General features: G+C 73.4%; 16 protein-coding genes. 12 read left to right on the forward strand and 4 right to left on the reverse strand.

Going from position 1 to position 17,316, the window contains the following annotated elements; translation table 11 throughout:
* Positions 1 to 109 precede the first annotated feature (109 nt).
* On the forward strand, positions 110 to 751 hold the full coding sequence (locus HCC30_RS28885; RefSeq protein WP_346776821.1) for a DUF309 domain-containing protein: 642 nt from the start codon (positions 110 to 112) through the stop codon (positions 749 to 751).
* Here the strand turns inward: HCC30_RS28885 and HCC30_RS26360 are convergent.
* Entirely contained in the window at positions 714 to 1,622 is a 909-nt protein-coding gene (locus tag HCC30_RS26360) for a helix-turn-helix transcriptional regulator (RefSeq protein ID WP_169445344.1), read from the reverse strand. The two genes, HCC30_RS28885 and HCC30_RS26360, sit on opposite strands and share 38 nt — an antisense overlap.
* Positions 1,623 to 1,725: 103 nt before the next feature.
* Between HCC30_RS26360 and HCC30_RS26365 the strand changes: the two genes are divergently transcribed.
* The 6 genes from HCC30_RS26365 to HCC30_RS26390 all read left to right on the forward strand — a co-directional run bounded on the left by HCC30_RS26365 (position 1,726) and on the right by HCC30_RS26390 (position 10,622).
* Positions 1,726 to 3,315, forward strand: coding sequence for an MFS transporter (locus HCC30_RS26365; protein WP_169445346.1), 1,590 nt, complete (start codon positions 1,726 to 1,728; stop codon positions 3,313 to 3,315).
* Positions 3,316 to 3,619: 304 nt separating this feature from the next.
* Positions 3,620 to 5,194, forward strand: coding sequence for an MFS transporter (locus HCC30_RS26370; RefSeq protein ID WP_169445348.1), 1,575 nt, complete (start codon positions 3,620 to 3,622; stop codon positions 5,192 to 5,194).
* A gap of 40 nt (positions 5,195 to 5,234) precedes the next feature.
* Positions 5,235 to 6,599 carry an SUMF1/EgtB/PvdO family nonheme iron enzyme gene (locus tag HCC30_RS26375; protein ID WP_240979906.1) on the forward strand — a complete coding sequence of 455 codons (1,365 nt, stop codon included), beginning with the start codon at positions 5,235 to 5,237 and terminating at the stop codon, positions 6,597 to 6,599.
* A 14-nt stretch (positions 6,600 to 6,613) separates the two neighbouring features.
* A complete protein-coding gene (locus tag HCC30_RS26380; RefSeq protein ID WP_169445350.1) occupies positions 6,614 to 8,011 on the forward strand; it encodes an MBL fold metallo-hydrolase in 1,398 nt (465 codons plus the stop codon).
* 40 nt (positions 8,012 to 8,051) lie between these two features.
* Entirely contained in the window at positions 8,052 to 9,134 is a 1,083-nt protein-coding gene (locus tag HCC30_RS26385; RefSeq protein WP_169445352.1) for a hypothetical protein, read from the forward strand.
* An 84-nt stretch (positions 9,135 to 9,218) separates the two neighbouring features.
* Positions 9,219 to 10,622 (forward strand): LLM class flavin-dependent oxidoreductase, encoded by a 1,404-nt coding sequence (locus HCC30_RS26390; protein ID WP_169445354.1) that lies wholly within the window; start codon positions 9,219 to 9,221, stop codon positions 10,620 to 10,622.
* 59 nt (positions 10,623 to 10,681) lie between these two features.
* Here the strand turns inward: HCC30_RS26390 and HCC30_RS26395 are convergent, their stop codons facing one another.
* Entirely contained in the window at positions 10,682 to 11,176 is a 495-nt protein-coding gene (locus HCC30_RS26395; protein ID WP_169445356.1) for a GNAT family N-acetyltransferase, read from the reverse strand.
* Positions 11,177 to 11,217: 41 nt separating this feature from the next.
* Positions 11,218 to 12,021 (reverse strand): IS630 family transposase, encoded by an 804-nt coding sequence (locus tag HCC30_RS26400; protein ID WP_169445358.1) that lies wholly within the window; start codon positions 12,019 to 12,021, stop codon positions 11,218 to 11,220.
* 365 nt (positions 12,022 to 12,386) lie between these two features.
* On the opposite strand from HCC30_RS26400, the gene HCC30_RS26405 reads away from it, so the two are divergent.
* From HCC30_RS26405 to HCC30_RS26425, 5 genes are all read left to right on the forward strand, one after another.
* A complete protein-coding gene (locus HCC30_RS26405; protein ID WP_169445360.1) occupies positions 12,387 to 13,172 on the forward strand; it encodes an SDR family oxidoreductase in 786 nt (261 codons plus the stop codon).
* Positions 13,173 to 13,212: 40 nt separating this feature from the next.
* Positions 13,213 to 14,055: an SDR family NAD(P)-dependent oxidoreductase gene (locus HCC30_RS26410; RefSeq protein ID WP_169445361.1), complete on the forward strand. Its 843-nt coding sequence runs from the start codon at positions 13,213 to 13,215 to the stop codon at positions 14,053 to 14,055.
* An 86-nt stretch (positions 14,056 to 14,141) separates the two neighbouring features.
* A complete protein-coding gene (locus HCC30_RS26415; RefSeq protein WP_169445363.1) occupies positions 14,142 to 14,744 on the forward strand; it encodes a TetR/AcrR family transcriptional regulator in 603 nt (200 codons plus the stop codon).
* 91 nt (positions 14,745 to 14,835) lie between these two features.
* Positions 14,836 to 15,783, forward strand: coding sequence for a DUF389 domain-containing protein (locus tag HCC30_RS26420; RefSeq protein ID WP_169445365.1), 948 nt, complete (start codon positions 14,836 to 14,838; stop codon positions 15,781 to 15,783).
* Between the two features lie 126 nt (positions 15,784 to 15,909).
* Positions 15,910 to 16,767, forward strand: a complete 858-nt coding sequence (locus HCC30_RS26425; protein WP_169445367.1) for a hypothetical protein — start codon at positions 15,910 to 15,912, stop codon at positions 16,765 to 16,767.
* Here the strand turns inward: HCC30_RS26425 and HCC30_RS26430 are convergent.
* On the reverse strand, positions 16,733 to 17,191 hold the full coding sequence (locus HCC30_RS26430) for a DUF4396 domain-containing protein (protein ID WP_240979919.1): 459 nt from the start codon (positions 17,189 to 17,191) through the stop codon (positions 16,733 to 16,735). The two genes, HCC30_RS26425 and HCC30_RS26430, sit on opposite strands and share 35 nt — an antisense overlap.
* Between the last annotated feature and the right edge of the window lie 125 nt (positions 17,192 to 17,316).

Raw genomic sequence — 17,316 nt, forward strand, 5'->3', positions numbered from 1 at the left:
CCACCGTAGAGTGCCCCGCGTAACCCCGTACGGGGAACCGGGGAACCCGGTGGGAGACGGCCAACCGGACGGCCGGCGAACGGCGTTGACGCGGAGGAAGGTGGCACCCGTGAGCGAGTACCGCTCCGAGGGCGGCGATCCGGCCTGCTGGGCCGGGCTGGTGTGCCCGGAGTGCGGCGCGGTCCGGGAGACGGAGGACCCGCGCACCCCGTGCCCCCGCTGCGGCACGGCCCCGGAACCCGCGGCGGACGCACCCCGCACCCCCGAAGCCCCCCGCGCCAGGCGGCGCCGGGACCGGGACCCGGTGACGGGCCGGGCCCAGAACGCCCGCCCCCGGGACGGGCTCGGGCGGCCGCTGCCCTACGGCGCGGAGGGCGTCGCCCGCGCGCCCGAGGGCGTGGTGCGCACCCCGGAGGAGACCCTCACCGAGGCGCAGCGCCTGATCACCGACGGCATGCCCTTCCACGCCCACGAGGTGCTGGAGGACGCCTGGAAGACCGGCCCCGGACACGAACGCGCACTCTGGCGGGCCCTCGCCCAGTTCGCCGTCGGCCTCACCCACGCCGCCCGCGGCAACACCTCCGGCGCCGCCTCCCTGCTGCTGCGCGCTGCCGACGGACTCGCCGCCTGCGCCGCCGACCCGCCGTACGGCATCGACGCCGCCGGGCTCGCCTCCTGGGCCCGTACGGCCGCTGCCGCGCCCGGTACGGAGCTCAGCCCGCCGCCGCTGCGCCGCGGGGAAGCGCCGTGACGGGCGGCTCGTGCCCGTCGTGCGCCTCGGCGGCCCGGCCGGACAGCAGGCGCAGCGCGTCGGCCGAGGCGGGGTCGTTGGGGGTGTAGACCTCCAGCCGGTGGTCGGGGCTCTCGGGCTGGAGCCACACCTGGTAGTCGATGTCCAGGCCGCCGACGGTGGGATGCCGCAGCCGCATCCGGCCCACGGCGCAGTCGGCGACGTCGCCCTTGGCCCACAGGGTGGCGAAGTCCCGGCTGTGCATGGCGAGTTCACCGATCAGCTCGGCCAGCCGCGCGTCGCCCGGGTACCGGCCCGCGGTGAGCCGCAGATAGGCCACGTGGACGCGGGCCAGCTCCTCCCAGTTCGCGTACAGCTCGCGGGCGAGCGGGTCGAGGAAGAACATCCGCGGTACGGAGGGGCGCCGCGCCGGGTCGTCCGGCGCGTCCGGGCCGACGTGTTCGGCGAACAGCGCGTGCCCGGTCCGGTTCCAGGCCAGGACGTCGCCGCGGCGGCCGAGGACGACGGCCGGCATGCCCTCGCCCAGCGAGGCCAGCAGCGCCAGCACCCGGGCGTGCGGCTTCTCCGGACGCGGCCGGACCATGCGTGAAGTGGCGGGCCGCCGGGCGAGGTTGTGCAGGTGCGCCGTCTCGACGGGGTCGAGCCCGAGCACCTGCGCGAGCGCGTCGAGGACCTGCCGGGACGCCGTTCCGGCCTGGCCCTGCTCCAGTCGCGTGTAGTAGCCCGCGCTCACGCCCGCGAGGTGGGCGAGCTCCTCGCGGCGCAGGCCCGGCACGCGGCGGGCGCTGCCGTAGGTGCGCAGCCCGACGTCGGCGGGTGTGACGCGGTCGCGGCGGCTCTTGAGGTAGGCACCGAGGTTCTCCAGCTCCATGCCAGGGAGCGTAGGCGCATCCCGGCGTCCGTGGGTGACCCTGTGAGGTGTACCCACGGGACGGGGATGGCTGCCCCGCCGGCCGGGCCGCAGGGTCTGTGCCATGACACGACAGACTGCTTCTCACTCACCCGGACTGCGGTCCTGGCTCGGCCTGTTGGTGGTGCTCGGCCCCGTCCTGCTCGTCGCGATGGACGGCTCGGTGCTGTTCCTCGCGATGCCCGAGGTCTCCGCCGCCCTCTCGCCCACCGCGGGCCAGGCGCTGTGGATCCTGGACGTGTACGGGTTCACCGTCGGCTCGCTGCTCGTCGCCTTCGGGAGCATCGGCGACCGGTACGGGCGGCTGCGGCTGCTGATGGCGGGCGCGGCCGTGTTCGGGGCCGCCTCGGCCGGGGCGGCGCTCGCGCCGGGTCCCGAATGGCTCATCGCCTTCCGGGCGTTGATGGGCGTGGCCGGTGCCACGCTGCTGCCCTCGGCGCTCGCCGTCCTCGGGGAACTCTTCACCGACCCCCGGCAGCGCTCGCGGGCGATCGGCACCTTCGCCGCCACCTTCGCGGCCGGGTTCGCGATCGGCCCGGTGGTGGGCGGCCAGCTGCTCAGCCGCTTCTGGTGGGGCTCGGTCTTCCTGATCAACCTGCCCGTGGTGGCGGCCTTCCTGGCCCTCGCCCCCGTCCTGCTCCGCGAGGTGCGCGCCACCCGCGGCGGCCGCGTCGACGTGCCCGGGGTGTTCCTCTCCGCCGTCGGCATCCTGCTGACCGTGCACGCGGTCAAGCAGGCCGCGGCCGAGGGTCCGACCGCGGCCACGGCCCTCACCGGGGCCCTCGGCGTCCTCGCGCTGTGGTCGTTCGTACGGCGCCAACTCCGGCTGGAACACCCGCTGATCGACTTCCGGCTGTTCCGCGACCGGGTGTTCACCGTCGCCGCCGTCACCGGTCTGCTGCCGCTGGCCGCCTGGTCGGCGACCGCCTTCCTCGGCGGCGTCTACCTCCAGTCCGTGCTCGGGCTGAGCGTCCTCGACGCGGCGCTCGTCGCCCTGCCCGGCGCCGCGGTGCTCACCGTCACCTGCGTCGTCACACCCGCGCTGGTCGCCCGCTTCGGCACCCGCACCGCGCTGGTCACCTGCCACTTCCTCATCGCGGGCGGACTGCTGCCGCTGCTGGCCACCGGGGTCACGGGCGGCGTCGGCTGGTACGTGACGGCCACCGTCCTCGCCGCGCTCGGCTACGGCATCTCGTTCAGCGTCGTCGCCGACACCGCCGTGGCCGCCGTCCCCGCCGAGCGCGCCGGTTCGGCCGCGGCGATCGCCGAGACCAGCAACGAGATCGGCAACGCCCTCGGCGTCGCGCTCCTCGGCTCGCTGGCCGCGCTGGTCTTCCGGCTCCAGGGGCCCGGCGTCGCCGGAACCCTGGAGGAGACGCTGAGTGTCCCCGGGCTCACCGGCGCGGTGGCCGGCGAGGCCAAGTCGGCCTTCGTCGCGGGGCTGCACCTCGTCGCGGCGCTCGCGGCCCTGCTGCACGCGGCCCTGGGCCTGTTCGCCCTGCGCCACCTGCCGCGCGAGCGTGCCGGCGGGGGCGGTGCGGCCGCCGGATCCGCCGTACCTGCCGAACGCGCGCCGATCCCGGGCAAAAGTTTTGACATCATTTCCCGCGTTCTCACCTGGCCGGTGCGGCGCAATGCTGTGCCAAGAGATTAGTTCACGTCAAGGAGCTTCTTGACCCGGTTCCGGGGCTCGCCTAGCGTCTCTTTCCGGAGAGAGCGGGTGCAACACCGCTGCAGGGGCAATTCGCAGGTGACCGCTTTTTCCGTACGCCCGTCAACCGTCTGAACGGAAAGGGGGTATTCACCATGACTGAGGAGCAGATCATCGAGTCCCGCGACTCCGAGGACATCGACGCCGCGGAGAAGTGGTAAAAGAAATCCGCTGCCCCGGCCCCTGCGCGGGCCGGGGCAGCACTTCTGGCCGGACGGACAGCGGGGAACCGCGGAATGCGAACGGAATGAGCGAGAACGTCGGAACGCGGCCCGGAACGGGTTCCGGGACGCGGGCCGGGCCGAGGGAATGGGCGGGCCTCGCCGCGCTGGCGCTGCCCACGCTGCTGGTCTCGGTCGACATGACGGTGCTGTACATGGCCCTCCCGAAGATCGCGGAGGACCTGTCGCCCAGCGCCACCCAGACGCTGTGGATCACCGACATCTACGGCTTCATGATCGCCGGCGCGCTCATCACCATGGGCACCCTCGGCGACCGGATCGGCCGCCGCAGGCTGCTCATGCTGGGCGGCGCCGGATTCGGCCTGGCCTCCGTACCGGCCGCGCTCGCCACGAGCCCCGAGACGCTCATCGGCACCCGCGCCCTGCTCGGGATCGCGGGCGCGACGCTCATGCCGTCCTCCCTGGCGCTCATCACCGGCATGTTCCGCGACGCGCGGGAACGCGCCTCGGCGATCGCCGTGTGGATGGTCGTCTATTCCGCCGGAATGGCCCTCGGCCCGCTTGTCGGCGGGCTGTTGATGGAACGCTTCTGGTGGGGTTCGGTCTTCCTGCTGAATGTTCCCGTCATGCTCGTCCTGCTGTTCTTCGCGCCGATTCTGCTGCCTGAATTCCGGGCGCCGGGAAGGCGGCGCATCGACGTCCCGAGCGTCCTCCTCTCGCTCGCCGCCATTCTCCCCGTCGTCTACGGGGTCAAGCGCGTCGCGAGCGACGGAGGAATGCAGGTACCCGCAGTCGCCGCAATGCTCGCCGGTGCATTCTTCGGCGCCCTTTTCGTCCGGCGTCAGCGGGCGCGGGGAACGGACGCGCTGCTGGACACCGGCCTTTTCCGCAATGCCGCATTCAGTTCCGCCGTGGCGATGATGCTGCTCGTGCTGACGGTTTTCGGCGGGGTGTATCTGCTGTTCACCCAGTACCTGCAACTCGTCGTGGGACTCACTCCCTGGCAGGCCGGGCTGTGGATGCTGCCGCCGGTCCTGGCCATCGCCGCCGGCAACCTGCTGGCGCCGCCGCTGGCCCGCCGGATGCGCCCGGCGCACGTCTGCGCGGCCGGTCTGGTGGTCGCCGCGCTCGGCGCGCTGCTCTTCGTGCGGGCGGGCGACGGCGCCGGGACGGGGACGGTGACGCTCGGGTGCGCGGTCGTCCTGTTCGGCGTCAGCCCCATGATGGTGCTCGGCATCGACCTCATCGTCGGCAGCGCCCCGCCCGAGAAGGCCGGCGCCGCCGCCTCCGTCTCGGAGACCGGCGGCGAGCTCGGATTCGCCCTCGGCGTCGCCACCTTGGGCAGCCTGGCCGCCTTCGTCTACCGGCAGAACCTGTCCGGCGCCCTGCCCGAGAGCCTCCCGCCGGAGGCCGGACGGGCGGCCCTGGAGGGGCTGGCCGGAGCCGTCTCCCGGGCGCACGAGCTGGGCCCGGGCACGGGCGGCGCGCTGCTGGACGCGGCCAAGGGCGCCTTCACCGACGGGATGAGCACCGTCGGACTGGCCGCGAGCGCGGCCTCGGCCCTGCTGGCGGCGGGCGCGCTGCTCGCCTTCCGGCACATACCACCCACCTCCGGGCCGCCCCCGGAGCCGCAGGACTGACCAACCCGGTCCGTCCGCCCACGAGTTCGCGGAGGGGATCTTGTTCCCGTACGTCCTGGACCACGAAGTGGCCTCAGCACTGCCGGCCGTCGACCACAGCGGTGACGAGGTCTACTGGAGCAGCATCGCCCGGATCGAGCGGCACCTGTCGGAGGTGACCCGTGCCTCCGACGGCTACCGGGACACCCTGGTCGAACTCTCCCGCAACCACCCCGAGTGGCCGGTGCGCGCGCTGAGCCTGCGGCTGCTGGCCCGGGACCTGCCCGAGGACGCCACCGCGCGCGCCGCCATCGGCGCCGCCTCGCACGACGACGTGGACTGGGTGGCCTTCACCTCGATCCGGCTCGTCGGCGAACTGCGCATCACCGAGGCCATGATGGACCTGATCCGCATCTCCGGCTGGCCGAGCAACTTCACCCGCCCCGAGTACACCCGCAAACCGGTCGGCTGCGGCGCCGCGTTCACCAAGCGCGCCCTGGTCGGCATCCTCGGCACCGACGACCACGTGCGGCTGCGCGAGCTGGAGGACGAGCACTTCGCCGACACCCGCCGCCGGATCGCCGACAGCCGCCGCCCCAGGGAGAGTTCGGACGTCGTCACGGTCCCCGCAGGCCCGTTCATCGCCGGGGCCTCGCCGGAGCAGATGTCGGGCACCGGACCGTTCCGGATGGACGACTCGGACAACGTCTGGCACATCGTCGACCTCCCCGCCTTCGCCGTCGACCGCACCACGGTCACCAACGAGCGCTACGCCCGCTTCCTCAAGGAGGCCGAGGGCACGACCGAGTTCGACCACCCCGACCGGCTCGGCGCCGACCACCGCCCCGCGCACTGGCACGACCGGCGGTTCAACCGGCCGGAACTGCCCGTCGTCGGCGTCGACTGGTACGACGCCTGGGCCTTCGCCAAGTGGGCCGGCGGTCGGCTGCCGTCCGAGCAGGAGTGGGAGAAGGCCGCGCGCGGCACCGACGCGCGCGTCTTCCCCTGGGGCAGCACCTGGGACCCGGCGCGGGTGAACTACGTGGACCGCGCGCTCGGCACCGAGATCACCGACCTGGCCGGACTGGAGCGGGCCCTGACCGCCGTCACCTCCCACGACCACCCGGCCGAACCGGTGCTCCCCGCCGACGCGCTGCCCGAGGGCGCGGGCCCGTACGGGACGCTCCAGATGGCCGGGAACGTCTGGGAGATCACCCGGACCAACTTCTTCACCCGCCGGGACATGGAACCGTTCTTCGCGCGGCGCGAACCGGTGGAGTTCATGAACCGCAAGGAAGCCTTCCACGTGCTCAAGGGCGGCACCTGGACCTCCCCCTCCGCCTGCCTGACCACGTTCTACCGAGGCAAGGACCTGCTCACCGACCGGCACAACGAGGTCGGCTTCCGCTGCGTCTACGACGCCTGAGACCGGGGACCAGGATGAAGATCACCTCTTTCGGGCACGCGACCCTCCTCATCGAGCACGCCGGACGCCGCGTGCTCGTCGACCCCTGGCTCTCCCAGCGGCTCGACCGCTTCTGGGAGCGCAACCCGGTGCTCCCCGACGGCCTGCTGGAGATCCTGGAGGGCGGCGTCGACCACATCGTCCTGACCCACCACCACTGCGACCACCTGCACTACCCGAGCCTGCGCAGGCTGGCCTCGGTCCTCGGCGTGACCCCGGGGTCCGATCCCGGCAGCCGGCCCGACGTCGAGGTGCTCTTCCCGCACAGCGGGTACCCGATGTTCACCGCCTCCGGCATGGGGCACATGCCGATCCCGCAGACGCTGCGCCGGCTCGGCTTCCACCGCTTCCGCCCGCTGCGCGAGGGCGACAAGGCGGACCTGGGCGGGCTCACCGTGCGCGCCTTCCCCTCGCGGGTGCGGTTCCCCGAGATGAGCGTGCTGTTCGAGAGCGACACCGGCGCCGTGATGTTCTGCGCGGACGCGGTGCAGCACCCGAAGACCTGGGAGTACTTCACCGGCCCCGACGCGCCCCGGGTGGACGTGGCGTTCCTCCCGGCGCACAGCATCGTTCCCCGGAACGTGCTCACCGAACGGAAGCTCTTCACCTCCTACGAGGAGGCCCGCTCCAACTCGATCGCCGTCTTCGACCGGTACGTCAGCACCATGGATGCCAGGGTGACCGTGCCCTTCGCCTGCGGCTGGCGGGTCAGCTCCGAGGACGCGCCGCTGGACTGGTGCAACCGCACCATGTACCCGTTCACCCCGGTGCAGGCCGTCGAGCGGCTGCGGCTGACGGGCCGCCGCGGCGAACTCCTGCCGCCCGCCACGGTGTTGCGGCTCGACGGCAAGGACGTCGAGGTGAGCACGGTGCCCGGCGTCGAGGTCCCGGAGGACCCGGTCACCGCCTACCGCCGGATCGAACTCGACCCGGGCACGGAGATACCCCCCTTCGACCCGGCGACCGACCGCTGCGGCACCCAGCGCGAGCCGAGCGCCCGGCTGGCCGGGCAGCTCATGGACGGCCTGGTCGGCAGCGACGTCTGGTGCCAGGCGCTGGAGACGGGACGCCGCTACGGGCTGCACGTCACCGACGACGCCGGCGGCACCGAGTCCTTCGTCCTGGAACCGGCGTCCGGCCGGGTCGAGACGCAGCAGGTCGCACCGGAGGACCGGGCCACCGGCCGCTACACGGAGATCGCGGGCTCGACCCTCCAGGCGCTCCTCGACGGTGACCTGCTGTACGGCAGCTCCTGGGGCCTGTGGACGAGCAACGTCGCCATCCTGCCCGCGGTGTTCCACCATCCGCGGTTCAATGCCCGGCACCTGGACACCGTCCTCGCCCGCCCGGCCCACCCGTCCATCCGCAACTGACCGCACACCGCACCGAACACCGAACATGAGGGAGCAGTGCATGACCGAGAACGCTTGGGAAGCCCGGAAGCTCGCCACGGCCGCCGAACTCGACCCGCGGCCCGTCGAGCTGCCGCCCGAGGTGGCACAGGAATGGTGCAACTTCACGCTCTTCCTGCCCGAGCGGCTGCCCGCCGGCACCTCGCTCGGCGCGGGAACGGTACGCCGTGAGGCACCCCCCGGCCGGGTCGGCGAGCACACCGCCGGGCGTACCCCGTGGAGCGAGAACAACCCCAGCGCGCACCGCTTCGAGATCACCGGCCGGGAACGCCGCCTCCGCGTCAAGCAGTTCCTGTACGACTGGGCGTTCCCCGCGCTCGGCCACCCCTGCCTGTGGGAGAGCGGCACCCAGGCCGAGCCGGTCGACGAGCACCACGTGCTGTGGTTCGGCACCGACTACGCGGGCAAGCCCGGCGCCTCCGCGCGCATCGCCCGCACCCTCGTCGAACTCTCCGTGCTGGAAGGCGAGTTCAGCCGGGCCGAGCTGCTCGACCTGTACCGCTCGCTGCGGCCGGTCGCGCCGGGCGTCGCGGAGCGCGTCGGCGCCACGCCGTTCCACGGGCTGAGCTACTGGGCGCGCCGCCCCGAGGCCCACGTCATCGCCGTCCCGCTCGGGCTGTGGCGGGTCCGCCAGTCGGGCAACCTCCGCCTGGTGTGGTCGGAGACGGCGCACACGGCGCGGGACGCGAAGGACGCCGGGCTGCCGGACGAGCTGGGCGGGCTCGCACTGGACTCCTTCGCGCGCGAGACCGGCGGCGAGGACTGGACGGAGCTGGAGGTGGTCTACAGCGGCGGCCGGCTGCGGGAGAAGGAGCTGCGGCTGCACGTCTACCGCCGCAGCCCCGTCCAGGGCGCGCCCGAACGGGACGACCACCCCGGCACCTTCGAGGAGCTGCGGGCGGGCGGCCGCACCGTCCGCCTCGCCTCGATCGACAGCGGCTGCGGCCCGTTCGACGCCCTCGTCGAGAGCCCGGACGGCGGCCAGCGGCTGCGGCTGATGAGCGGCACCGGCGTCGGCTGCGACCGCCAGTGGTTCCTCGGCGCGCTCAACGAACTCGTCCCGCAGGCCGACACCTTGGGCTGAACCGCGAGCCGGACGGACGGGGTCAACGGGGGCTCAACGGGGGCCGACCGGCACCGCCGGGACGGCCGGAAGGGGAGCGGGCACATGCCGGAACGGATCATCTTCAACGCGTTCGAGATGAACTGCCTCGCGCACATGGCACACGGCCTGTGGGCCCACCCGGCGGACAACCGCCGCCGGTACACCGAGCTGAGCTACTGGACGGACCTCGCCGAACTGCTCGAACGCGGCAGATTCGACGCCCTGTTCCTCGCCGACGTGCTCGGCGTCTACGACACCTACGGCGGCAGCCGGGACCCGGCGGTGGCGGGCGGGGTGCAGGTACCGGCCAACGACCCGCTGCTGACCGTCCCGGCGATGGCCGCCCGCACCGAGCACCTCGGCTTCGCCGTCTCGGTGTCCACCAGCTACGAGCCGCCCTTCGGGCACGCCCGCCGCCTCTCCACCCTCGACCACCTCACCCGCGGCCGCGTCGGCTGGAACGTCGTCACCTCCTATCTGCCCGGCGCTGCCCGGAACTTCGGCCACTCCCGGATGACCCCGCACGACGAGCGCTACGACCGGGCCGACGAGTACCTGGAGGTCTGCTACCGGCTGTGGGAGGAGAGCTGGGAGGACGGCGCGGTGCTCGCCGACCGGGAGCGGCAGCGGTACGCAGACCCGGCCAAGGTGCACGCCGTCGACCACGCGGGCACCTGGTTCGACGTCGCGGGCCCGCACCTGTGCGAGCCGTCCCCGCAGCGCACGCCGGTGCTCTACCAGGCGGGGAACTCGCCGCGCGGCCGGGAGTTCGCGGCCCGGCACGCCGAGTGCGTCTTCCTCAGCGGCGTCACGCCCGAGGGCCTGCGCCGGGACGCCGAGGACATCCGGGCCAGGGCCGCGGCCCAGGGCCGCGACCCGCGCGGGATCAGGCTGCTGACCAGCCTGGCGGTCGTGGTCGCCGGGACGGGCGCCGAGGCCCGCCACCGGTACGCGGAGCTCCAGGGCTGGGTGGACCGGGAGGGCATGCTCGCCCAGTTCTGCGGCACCTCCGGCTTCGACCTGCACGGCCGCGACCGCGCGGCCCCGCTCGTCCCGCACCGCACCGACCACGGGCAGGGCGCCGCGGCCCTGTTCGCCGAGGGCAGGCCGGACGGGCCCACGGTCGGCGAGACGGCGGACAACGCCGCGGCGCTCGGGCGGACCACGCTGCTCGCGGTGGGCTCACCGGGCGAGGTCGCCGACCGGATCGAGGGCTGGGTCGAGGAGACCGGCCTCGACGGGTTCAACCTCGTGCCGTTCCTCGCGCCCGGCAGCTTCACCGACTTCGTCGACCTCGTCGTCCCCGAACTCCAGCGGCGCGGCCGGTACCGCACGGAGTACGAGCCGGGCACCTTCCGTGAGCAACTCTTCGGCCCGGGCGCCGCGTTGCTGCCCGCCGACCATCCGGGCGGACGGATACGTGCGGGCGGCGCATCCGCCCGCACGGCCGGGGCCGCACCGGGCTGACCCGGACGGCCCCCGGCGCTGGACGCCCGCGCTCCTCGTCGCGGGCGTCCAGCGCCACGTCAACCGCCGTGCGGGCCCCGGTATCTGCGCAGCCCCGGGTAGGCGCCGGGCTCGAACCCGAGGGAGGCGTACAGCGGTTGGCCCTGCGCGGTGGCGTGCAGCTCCACGCCCGGCACGCCCCCGGCCTCGAACCACTCCAGCAGCGACGTCATCACCGCGCGCGCCAGCCCCCGTCCGCGCCAGCCCGGGTCCGTCACCGTCCACAGCACGTATCCCGCGCGCCCGGCCGGGTTCGACGGGTCCGGCAGGCGGTCCGAGACGATCCCGGCGGCCTGCGCCACGAGCCCGCCGGGGCGCCGCGGATGATCCATGACGCAGACGCGTACGTCGTGCTCCAGGCGCCGGCGGAGCGTCTCCCGGGTGGCGTCCCGCCAGGCCGGGTCCGAGGCGTCCATCCCGGCCTCCTCGAACATCACCGTGCCCAGGCGGATGATTTCCCCGATGTCGGCCGCGGTGGCCGGACGCGGTTTTAATGCTGCTTTCATATTCGGCATCTGAGCTGGCGCTCCTCGTGTTCTCCGTGCGGCGGTCCGGGTCAGGAAGCGGCGGGCCGGGCCCGTGAAACGGCCGTGAAATGCGCGTAGTCGGGGAAGAAGGACAGCTGAATGCGGTCCGCGTGCGCGTGCACGAAACGCGACACCTCGGCCGAGGTGTGCAGCGCGCTGACACCCGTCACCAGGATCAGGTTGCTCTCGGTGTCTTCCATCAGGTCCTTGCAGAATGCGACGAAGTGCCGCGGCAGGATTTTCCCGCGGTGCACCCGGAAGCGCTGTTCCGCCCGCAGGGTGAGCGCGGACAGCAACCAGTCCCGGCGCTGCGGCGCGAGCGGGGCCTCGTCGGCGAACAGGATCGCCGCCTCGCGCCGCTCCGCCTCGGCCCGCAGCAGCGGGTAGGTGTGCTCCTCCCAGTCCCTGACCTCGGCACTGTCCTGCTGGAAGGCCGAACACAGCGGCAGCCGGGAGGAGATGCCCAGCCGCCGCAGCGCCCGCGCGACCGTCACCGTGGACACGTCCACCCCGAACCGGTCCCGCGCGAGCGTGCGGATCAGGGGTCTCGTCCACAGTCCGGCCGGCAGCCCCCAGTCCCGGGGCTCGGTGCCGAACACGACCGAACGGAGCCGCTCCAGCTGGTCGTCGGAGAATTTCGCCGGACGTCCCGTACCCGAGCGGACGTGGACATTGTCGATGCCGCCCGCCCGGTACTGCTGGTGCCAGCGGAAAACCGTCCGCCGCCCGACCCCCAGCATTTCGGCGACCTGTGCGCTGCTCTGACCGGATTCGACGAGTTGAACGGCGAGGATGCGTTCTTCGGTCGTGGCGCGCTTACCCCGGTTGGCCATGAAGGAAATCCTCCAGGACGGAAGACCTGAATGGGAACGCCGGTAAGGCTACCCTTAGCCCGCCCCCGGGTGCCAGGTCGCCCGGTAAGGCGCCGGGAACGCCCGCCGGGTCGAAATGCCTCTCGCCGCAGTGCATTTGAAGAATGGTCAGAGGTGCCGTCGGGGTCAGGGGGTCACCCGCGACGGCCGCGTGATCCCGCCACCACTCCGAGTCACCCCGCCCTGCCCGGACCCGGCATGTCTCGCCCCTCTGGCACAACGTGCCACTTGGGCGTATTGTGAAGGAGTGGCCGGGATCCCGGCCGCAGCCGACCATCCGCCCGCACGGACCGAGACCCGGCCGCCCGGCGACGAAGGAGAAGACCATGAACCGCTACGAAGGCCGCCGCGTACTCGTCACCGGCGGCGGCTCCGGCATCGGCCAGGCCACCGTGCTGCGCGTCCTGGCGGAGGGCGGCCGGGTCGTCGCCGCAGACATCAGCGAGGCCGGCCTCGCCGACACCGTCGACAAGGCGGGCGAGGCCGCCTCCCGGCTCGGCACGGTGACGGTCGACGTCGCCGACGAGGCGTCGGTGCGCGCCGCCGTCGCCGGCGCCGTCTCGACGCTCGGCGGGCTCGACGCGCTGGTCAACGCGGCGGGCATCCTCCGCTCCTCGCACACCCACGAGACCTCGCTGGAGTCCTTCAACCGGGTCCTCCAGGTCAACCTGGTGGGCACCTTCCTGGTGATCCGCGAGGCGATACCGGCGCTCCTGGAGGGCACGGAGCCCGCGGTGGTCAACTTCAGCTCGACCTCCGCCACGTTCGCGCACCCGTACATGGCCGGGTACGCGGCGAGCAAGGGCGGCATCCAGTCCATGACGCACGCGCTCGCCGCCGAGTACAGCAAGCGCGGCCTGCGGTTCACGGCCGTGCAGCCGGGCTCCGTCTCCTCCGGCATGACCGACGCCAGCGGCGCCAGCGGCCAGAGCGCCGGGCCCGGCCTCCCCGAGGACGCCGACATGAGCCTCTTCGCGAAGCTCTCCCCGGCGCTCGGCCAGGGCTTCGCCGCCCCCGAGACGGTCGCCTCCGTGGTGGCGATGCTGGCCTCCGAGGACGGCCGGTTCATCACCGGCACCGAGATCCGCGTCGACGGCGGCACCCACTACTGAGCCGCCGGACGGAGCCGCAGGAGAGGTCGGGAGAGAACCGATGAGCACAGCAGCAAAGGTCTTCCGGGGGAAGACCGCCGTCATCACCGGCGCCTCGGCTGGCATCGGCGAGGGCTTCGCCCGGCACGCCGTCTCCCTGGGCATGCGCCTGGTCCTGGCCGACGTCGCCGCGGACCGACTGCACGCCCTCGCGGGGGAGTTGACCGCCGCGGGGGCCGAGGTCGAGGCACGCGCCACCGACGTCGCCGACCCGGCGGCGACGGAGGAGCTCGCCGAGCGCGCGTACGCCCGGTTCGGCGGCGTCGACCTGCTGATGAACAACGCGGGCATCATGGCCATGGGCTGGTCCTGGGACATCCCGGCCGAGCGCTGGGACGCCGCGCTGCGCGTCAACATCGGCGGCTACGTCAACGGCCTGCGCGCCTTCGTGCCGCGCATGCTGGAGCAGGGCACCCGGGGCTGGATCGCGCAGGTGTCCTCGATCGGCGGCCTCTTCCCCAGCCCGCTGATGGCGCCGTACAGCGTCACCAAGTTCGGCACGCTCGCCCTCACCGAGTCGCTGCACCACGAGATGGGGATGCGCGGGGCGCCGATCCAGGTGTCCGTGGTGCTGCCCGACTCGGTGCACAGCGACATCTTCACCTCGGCCCGCGAGGGCGGCGGCACGCTCCCCGAGGCGGAAGCCTTCAACGAGGCCCTGCGGAAGCGTGCCGAGACGGTCGGCATCACGGCCGGGGAGCACGCGCGGCGCGTCTTCGAGCAGCTCGCCGAGGGCCGCTACTGGATCACCGCCCAGCCCGAGGCCGTCGACGAGGGCCTGCCGCCCCGCACCCGCATGATCCTGGACCGGGCGACGCCCCGACTCCCGGAGCAGGAGGGCTGAGCGGTGCTGTGCGAACCGCCGACGGCCGTGGCCGGCCGTCCCGGCGCCCCCGCGGTGCCGCCTCGTGTCCTGCCTAGACTGGTCCGGTGAACCTCACCGAGCGCCGCAAAGCAGCGACCCAGCTGGAGATCGCCCTGGCCGCGGCCGCGCTCTTCGCGGAACGCGGCGCCCACGCCACCACGGCGGAGGCCATCGCCGACCGCGCCGAGATCAGCCTGCGCACCTTCTACCGGTACTTCCGCATCAAGCAGGACTCCGTCGCCCCGCTGCTGGCCTTCGGCGCGCAGCGCTGGCAGAACCTCCTCGCGGCCGTCCCGTACGAGGTCCCGCTGCCGGACGCGCTGGCGCAGGCCGCCGAGGAGGCCATGACCGAGGAGGGGGAGGTGGCGGCCGAGTCCTTCGAGTGGACCCGGGGCCTGCTCCGCGCCGCCGAGGACGACCCGGCCCTGCGCACCGTGTGGGCCAGCGTCAACCAGGAGTCGGAGCGGCAGCTCGCCCCGCTGCTGGCCGAACGCACCGGCGCCCACGCCGGCGACCTGGAGATCCGGCTGACGGCAGCGGCGGCGACGGCCGCGATCCGCGTGGCCCTGGAGACCTGGGCCACGGGAGACCCGGAGGCGGACCGGGAGGCCGCCGCCGAACTCGCCGTCAGCTCCATGCGCACCCTCACCGCCCCCTTCCGCCACTGACGCCCCGCCCAACGGGCCGTCACCCACCGGCTGTTGGTCCGGGGCCGGACCGCGGTGCGGGGTTCCCGGGTGCCGCGTCTACAGTTCCGCCATGCTGCATCTGCGGATGATCACACCTGCCGCCCGGACCGAAGACGTGACGGCCCTGCTGGAGAGCACGGTCGGGACGGCGCACATCGCCGTGCTCGCCGGGGCGGCCCGCAGCCCGGCCGGGGACGTGGTCCTGTGCGACGTGGCCCGCGAGGCCGCCGACGGGCTGCTGCACCGGCTGCGTGAACTGGGCCTCGCGGACGAGGGCGCCATCGCCGTCGAGGACATCGACCTGTCCCTCTCGGGCCGAGCGGAGCGCGCCGAGCACGAGGCGCCGGGTGCGGGCGTCGACGCGGTGCTGTGGGAGTCGCTGTCGGAGGCCACCCACGAGGAGTCCCGGCTGACGGTGACCTTCCTCGCCTTCCTCACCGTCGCCACGATGCTGGCGGCCTGCGGCGTGGTGACGGACAGCGCGATCCTGATCGTCGGCGCGATGGTCGTGGGCCCGGAGTTCGGACCGCTCGCCGGGATCTGTACGGGGCTGGTGCGCCGGAGCCGGAGTCTGATGCTGCGTTCCCTGCTGGCGCTGCTGGGCGGCTTCGCCGTGGCCATGCTGCTGACCGGCGCGTTCGGCCTGGTCATGGACGCCCTCGGCCTGTTCTCGCACGACCGGTTCAGCGCTGACCATCCGGAGACCTCGTTCATCTGGCAGCCGGACCGGATGTCCCTGGTGGTGGCGCTGTTCGCCGGCGTCGCGGGCATCCTGTCGCTGACCTCGGCGAAGTCGGGCGCGCTGGTGGGCGTCGCGATCTCGGTGACCACCGTCCCGGCCGCGGCCTTCGCGGCGCTGGCGCTGAGTTACGGCGAGTACGGGCAGATGTGGGGCGCCGTCGAGCAGCTGGGCATCAACCTCGCGGGCATCCTCTTCGCGGGCACCTGCACCCTCCTCGCCCAGAAACTCTTCTGGTCCTGGCGCCGCAGGAAGACCCCGGCCCGGCCCCTCGCCTGACGCCCGACCGCCCGCCGCTGCGGGCGATTCGGCATGCCCCGTACCGCCCCCGCGGGGATTGCGGGGCGCCACCGGAGGGAACCACCGCAGGGATCAGCGGGGGCGAGCGGGAAGGGGGGACGGGCCGTGACGCGGGAGGACGGGCCGGCGCCGGGGGAGCCGCAGCGGGCGTCCGGCGGCACCGGTGCGGAGGCGGGACGGAACGGCGGTGACGGGAACGGCTTCTGGCACCGCCCGCAGGGCGTGGTGGCGGTCGTGGGCGGTGTCATCGGTGCCGTCGCGGCGCTCCTGGGGCTGGTCTTCCTGCTCCTGCCCGACCTCAAGCCCGAGCCCGGACCGCCGGAGGCCGAGCTGGTCGACTTCGACCTCGACCGGGAGCGGAACATCCGGGCGGACGTGACGAGCATCGACGGCAGCGCCGGTCAACGGATCACCACCCGCGCGTCGTTGGTGACGGTGACGCTGCGGAACACCAGCCCCGACCCGATGTTCCTCACCCACGCGGACCTGCACTTCGCCTCCGCCGACAGCGTCGGCTGCCTGCAGGGGGGAGGGGCCACGGACATCGAGGCGGCGTACGACGTGAAGGTGCCCGCGGGGGACCGGAAGGACTTCCACGTCGAGCGGAAGCTGAAGTACACCCTGCCGCCGCACCAGCAGGAGCGGATCGCCTTCACGGTGGGCCCGAAGCTGGCCGCCCACCGTTCTCCGCCGGCGGTGTACACCTTCACCACCACGCTGCACCTCGACTCCGGGCAGCGGATCGACCTGCCCCGCGTGGAGTACCTGGCCCCCGTGGACCGGGCGACGGCCTTTCTGGAGGAGGCCCGCAGTTCTATGGCGGGGGAGGCCGCGGGGTGGATGCGCCCGGAGTGCCTCAGGAAGGAAGCCGCCTCCCTGGCGCGGACCGTCGAGCAGGCCCGCCGTCCCTCGCCCGAACTGCGCGAGTTCAGCGCCGAGTTGTCCGCCGTCGTGGCCGGGTGAGACGTCGGTGGTACGCGTGGACGACCGCGTGGCCCTTGCCGCGGGCGATGAGCCAGCGGTTGACGGGGACGGTGACGACGAAGGCGACGGCGAAGGCGAAGGCGAGCGCTCCCCAGAAGAGCCAGCTGGCGAGCCCGGCGTGCATGGCGCCGGGGACGAGGACCATGACGGCGTTGTCGACGATCTCCATGACGGTGATGGAGAGGGTGTCGGCGGCGAGCGCCACCTTCACCGCCTGCCGCACGGGGACCCCGGCGCGCAGGACGCCGCGCACGGTGAGCGCGTAGCCGAAGATGAAGGCGAGGACGACGGCGAGGGCGATGGTCACACCGTTGGAGAGCCCGGCCGCGGTGCCGATCACCATGCCCAGGACCTCGCCGATGGCACAGCCGGTCAGACAGTGCAGCGTCGCCTGCACGGCCATCCGCCAGGACGCGCCCGGGCCGGCGCCGTGCCCCGAGTGCTGGTCGCCGGCGTGCCCGCCGGGCGCGGGGTGCTCGTGCGGTTCGGTCATCGGGTGCTCCGTCGGGCGGTCGGGTGCGGGGCGGG

It is taken from the genome of Streptomyces sp. HNM0574, from assembly GCF_012726235.1.
In the GTDB taxonomy this organism is placed as follows: Bacteria; Actinomycetota; Actinomycetes; order Streptomycetales; family Streptomycetaceae; genus Streptomyces.

Coding starts and splice junctions, on each gene's coding strand:
- HCC30_RS26360 (WP_169445344.1), bottom strand. CDS start 1,622: ATGGAGCTGGAGAACCTCGGTGCCTACCTCAAGAGCCGCCGCGACCGC.
- HCC30_RS26365 (WP_169445346.1), top strand. CDS start 1,726: ATGACACGACAGACTGCTTCTCACTCACCCGGACTGCGGTCCTGGCTC.
- HCC30_RS26370 (WP_169445348.1), top strand. CDS start 3,620: ATGAGCGAGAACGTCGGAACGCGGCCCGGAACGGGTTCCGGGACGCGG.
- HCC30_RS26380 (WP_169445350.1), top strand. CDS start 6,614: ATGAAGATCACCTCTTTCGGGCACGCGACCCTCCTCATCGAGCACGCC.
- HCC30_RS26385 (WP_169445352.1), top strand. CDS start 8,052: ATGACCGAGAACGCTTGGGAAGCCCGGAAGCTCGCCACGGCCGCCGAA.
- HCC30_RS26390 (WP_169445354.1), top strand. CDS start 9,219: ATGCCGGAACGGATCATCTTCAACGCGTTCGAGATGAACTGCCTCGCG.
- HCC30_RS26395 (WP_169445356.1), bottom strand. CDS start 11,176: ATGCCGAATATGAAAGCAGCATTAAAACCGCGTCCGGCCACCGCGGCC.
- HCC30_RS26400 (WP_169445358.1), bottom strand. CDS start 12,021: ATGGCCAACCGGGGTAAGCGCGCCACGACCGAAGAACGCATCCTCGCC.
- HCC30_RS26405 (WP_169445360.1), top strand. CDS start 12,387: ATGAACCGCTACGAAGGCCGCCGCGTACTCGTCACCGGCGGCGGCTCC.
- HCC30_RS26410 (WP_169445361.1), top strand. CDS start 13,213: ATGAGCACAGCAGCAAAGGTCTTCCGGGGGAAGACCGCCGTCATCACC.
- HCC30_RS26420 (WP_169445365.1), top strand. CDS start 14,836: ATGCTGCATCTGCGGATGATCACACCTGCCGCCCGGACCGAAGACGTG.
- HCC30_RS26430 (WP_240979919.1), bottom strand. CDS start 17,191: ATGGCCGTGCAGGCGACGCTGCACTGTCTGACCGGCTGTGCCATCGGC.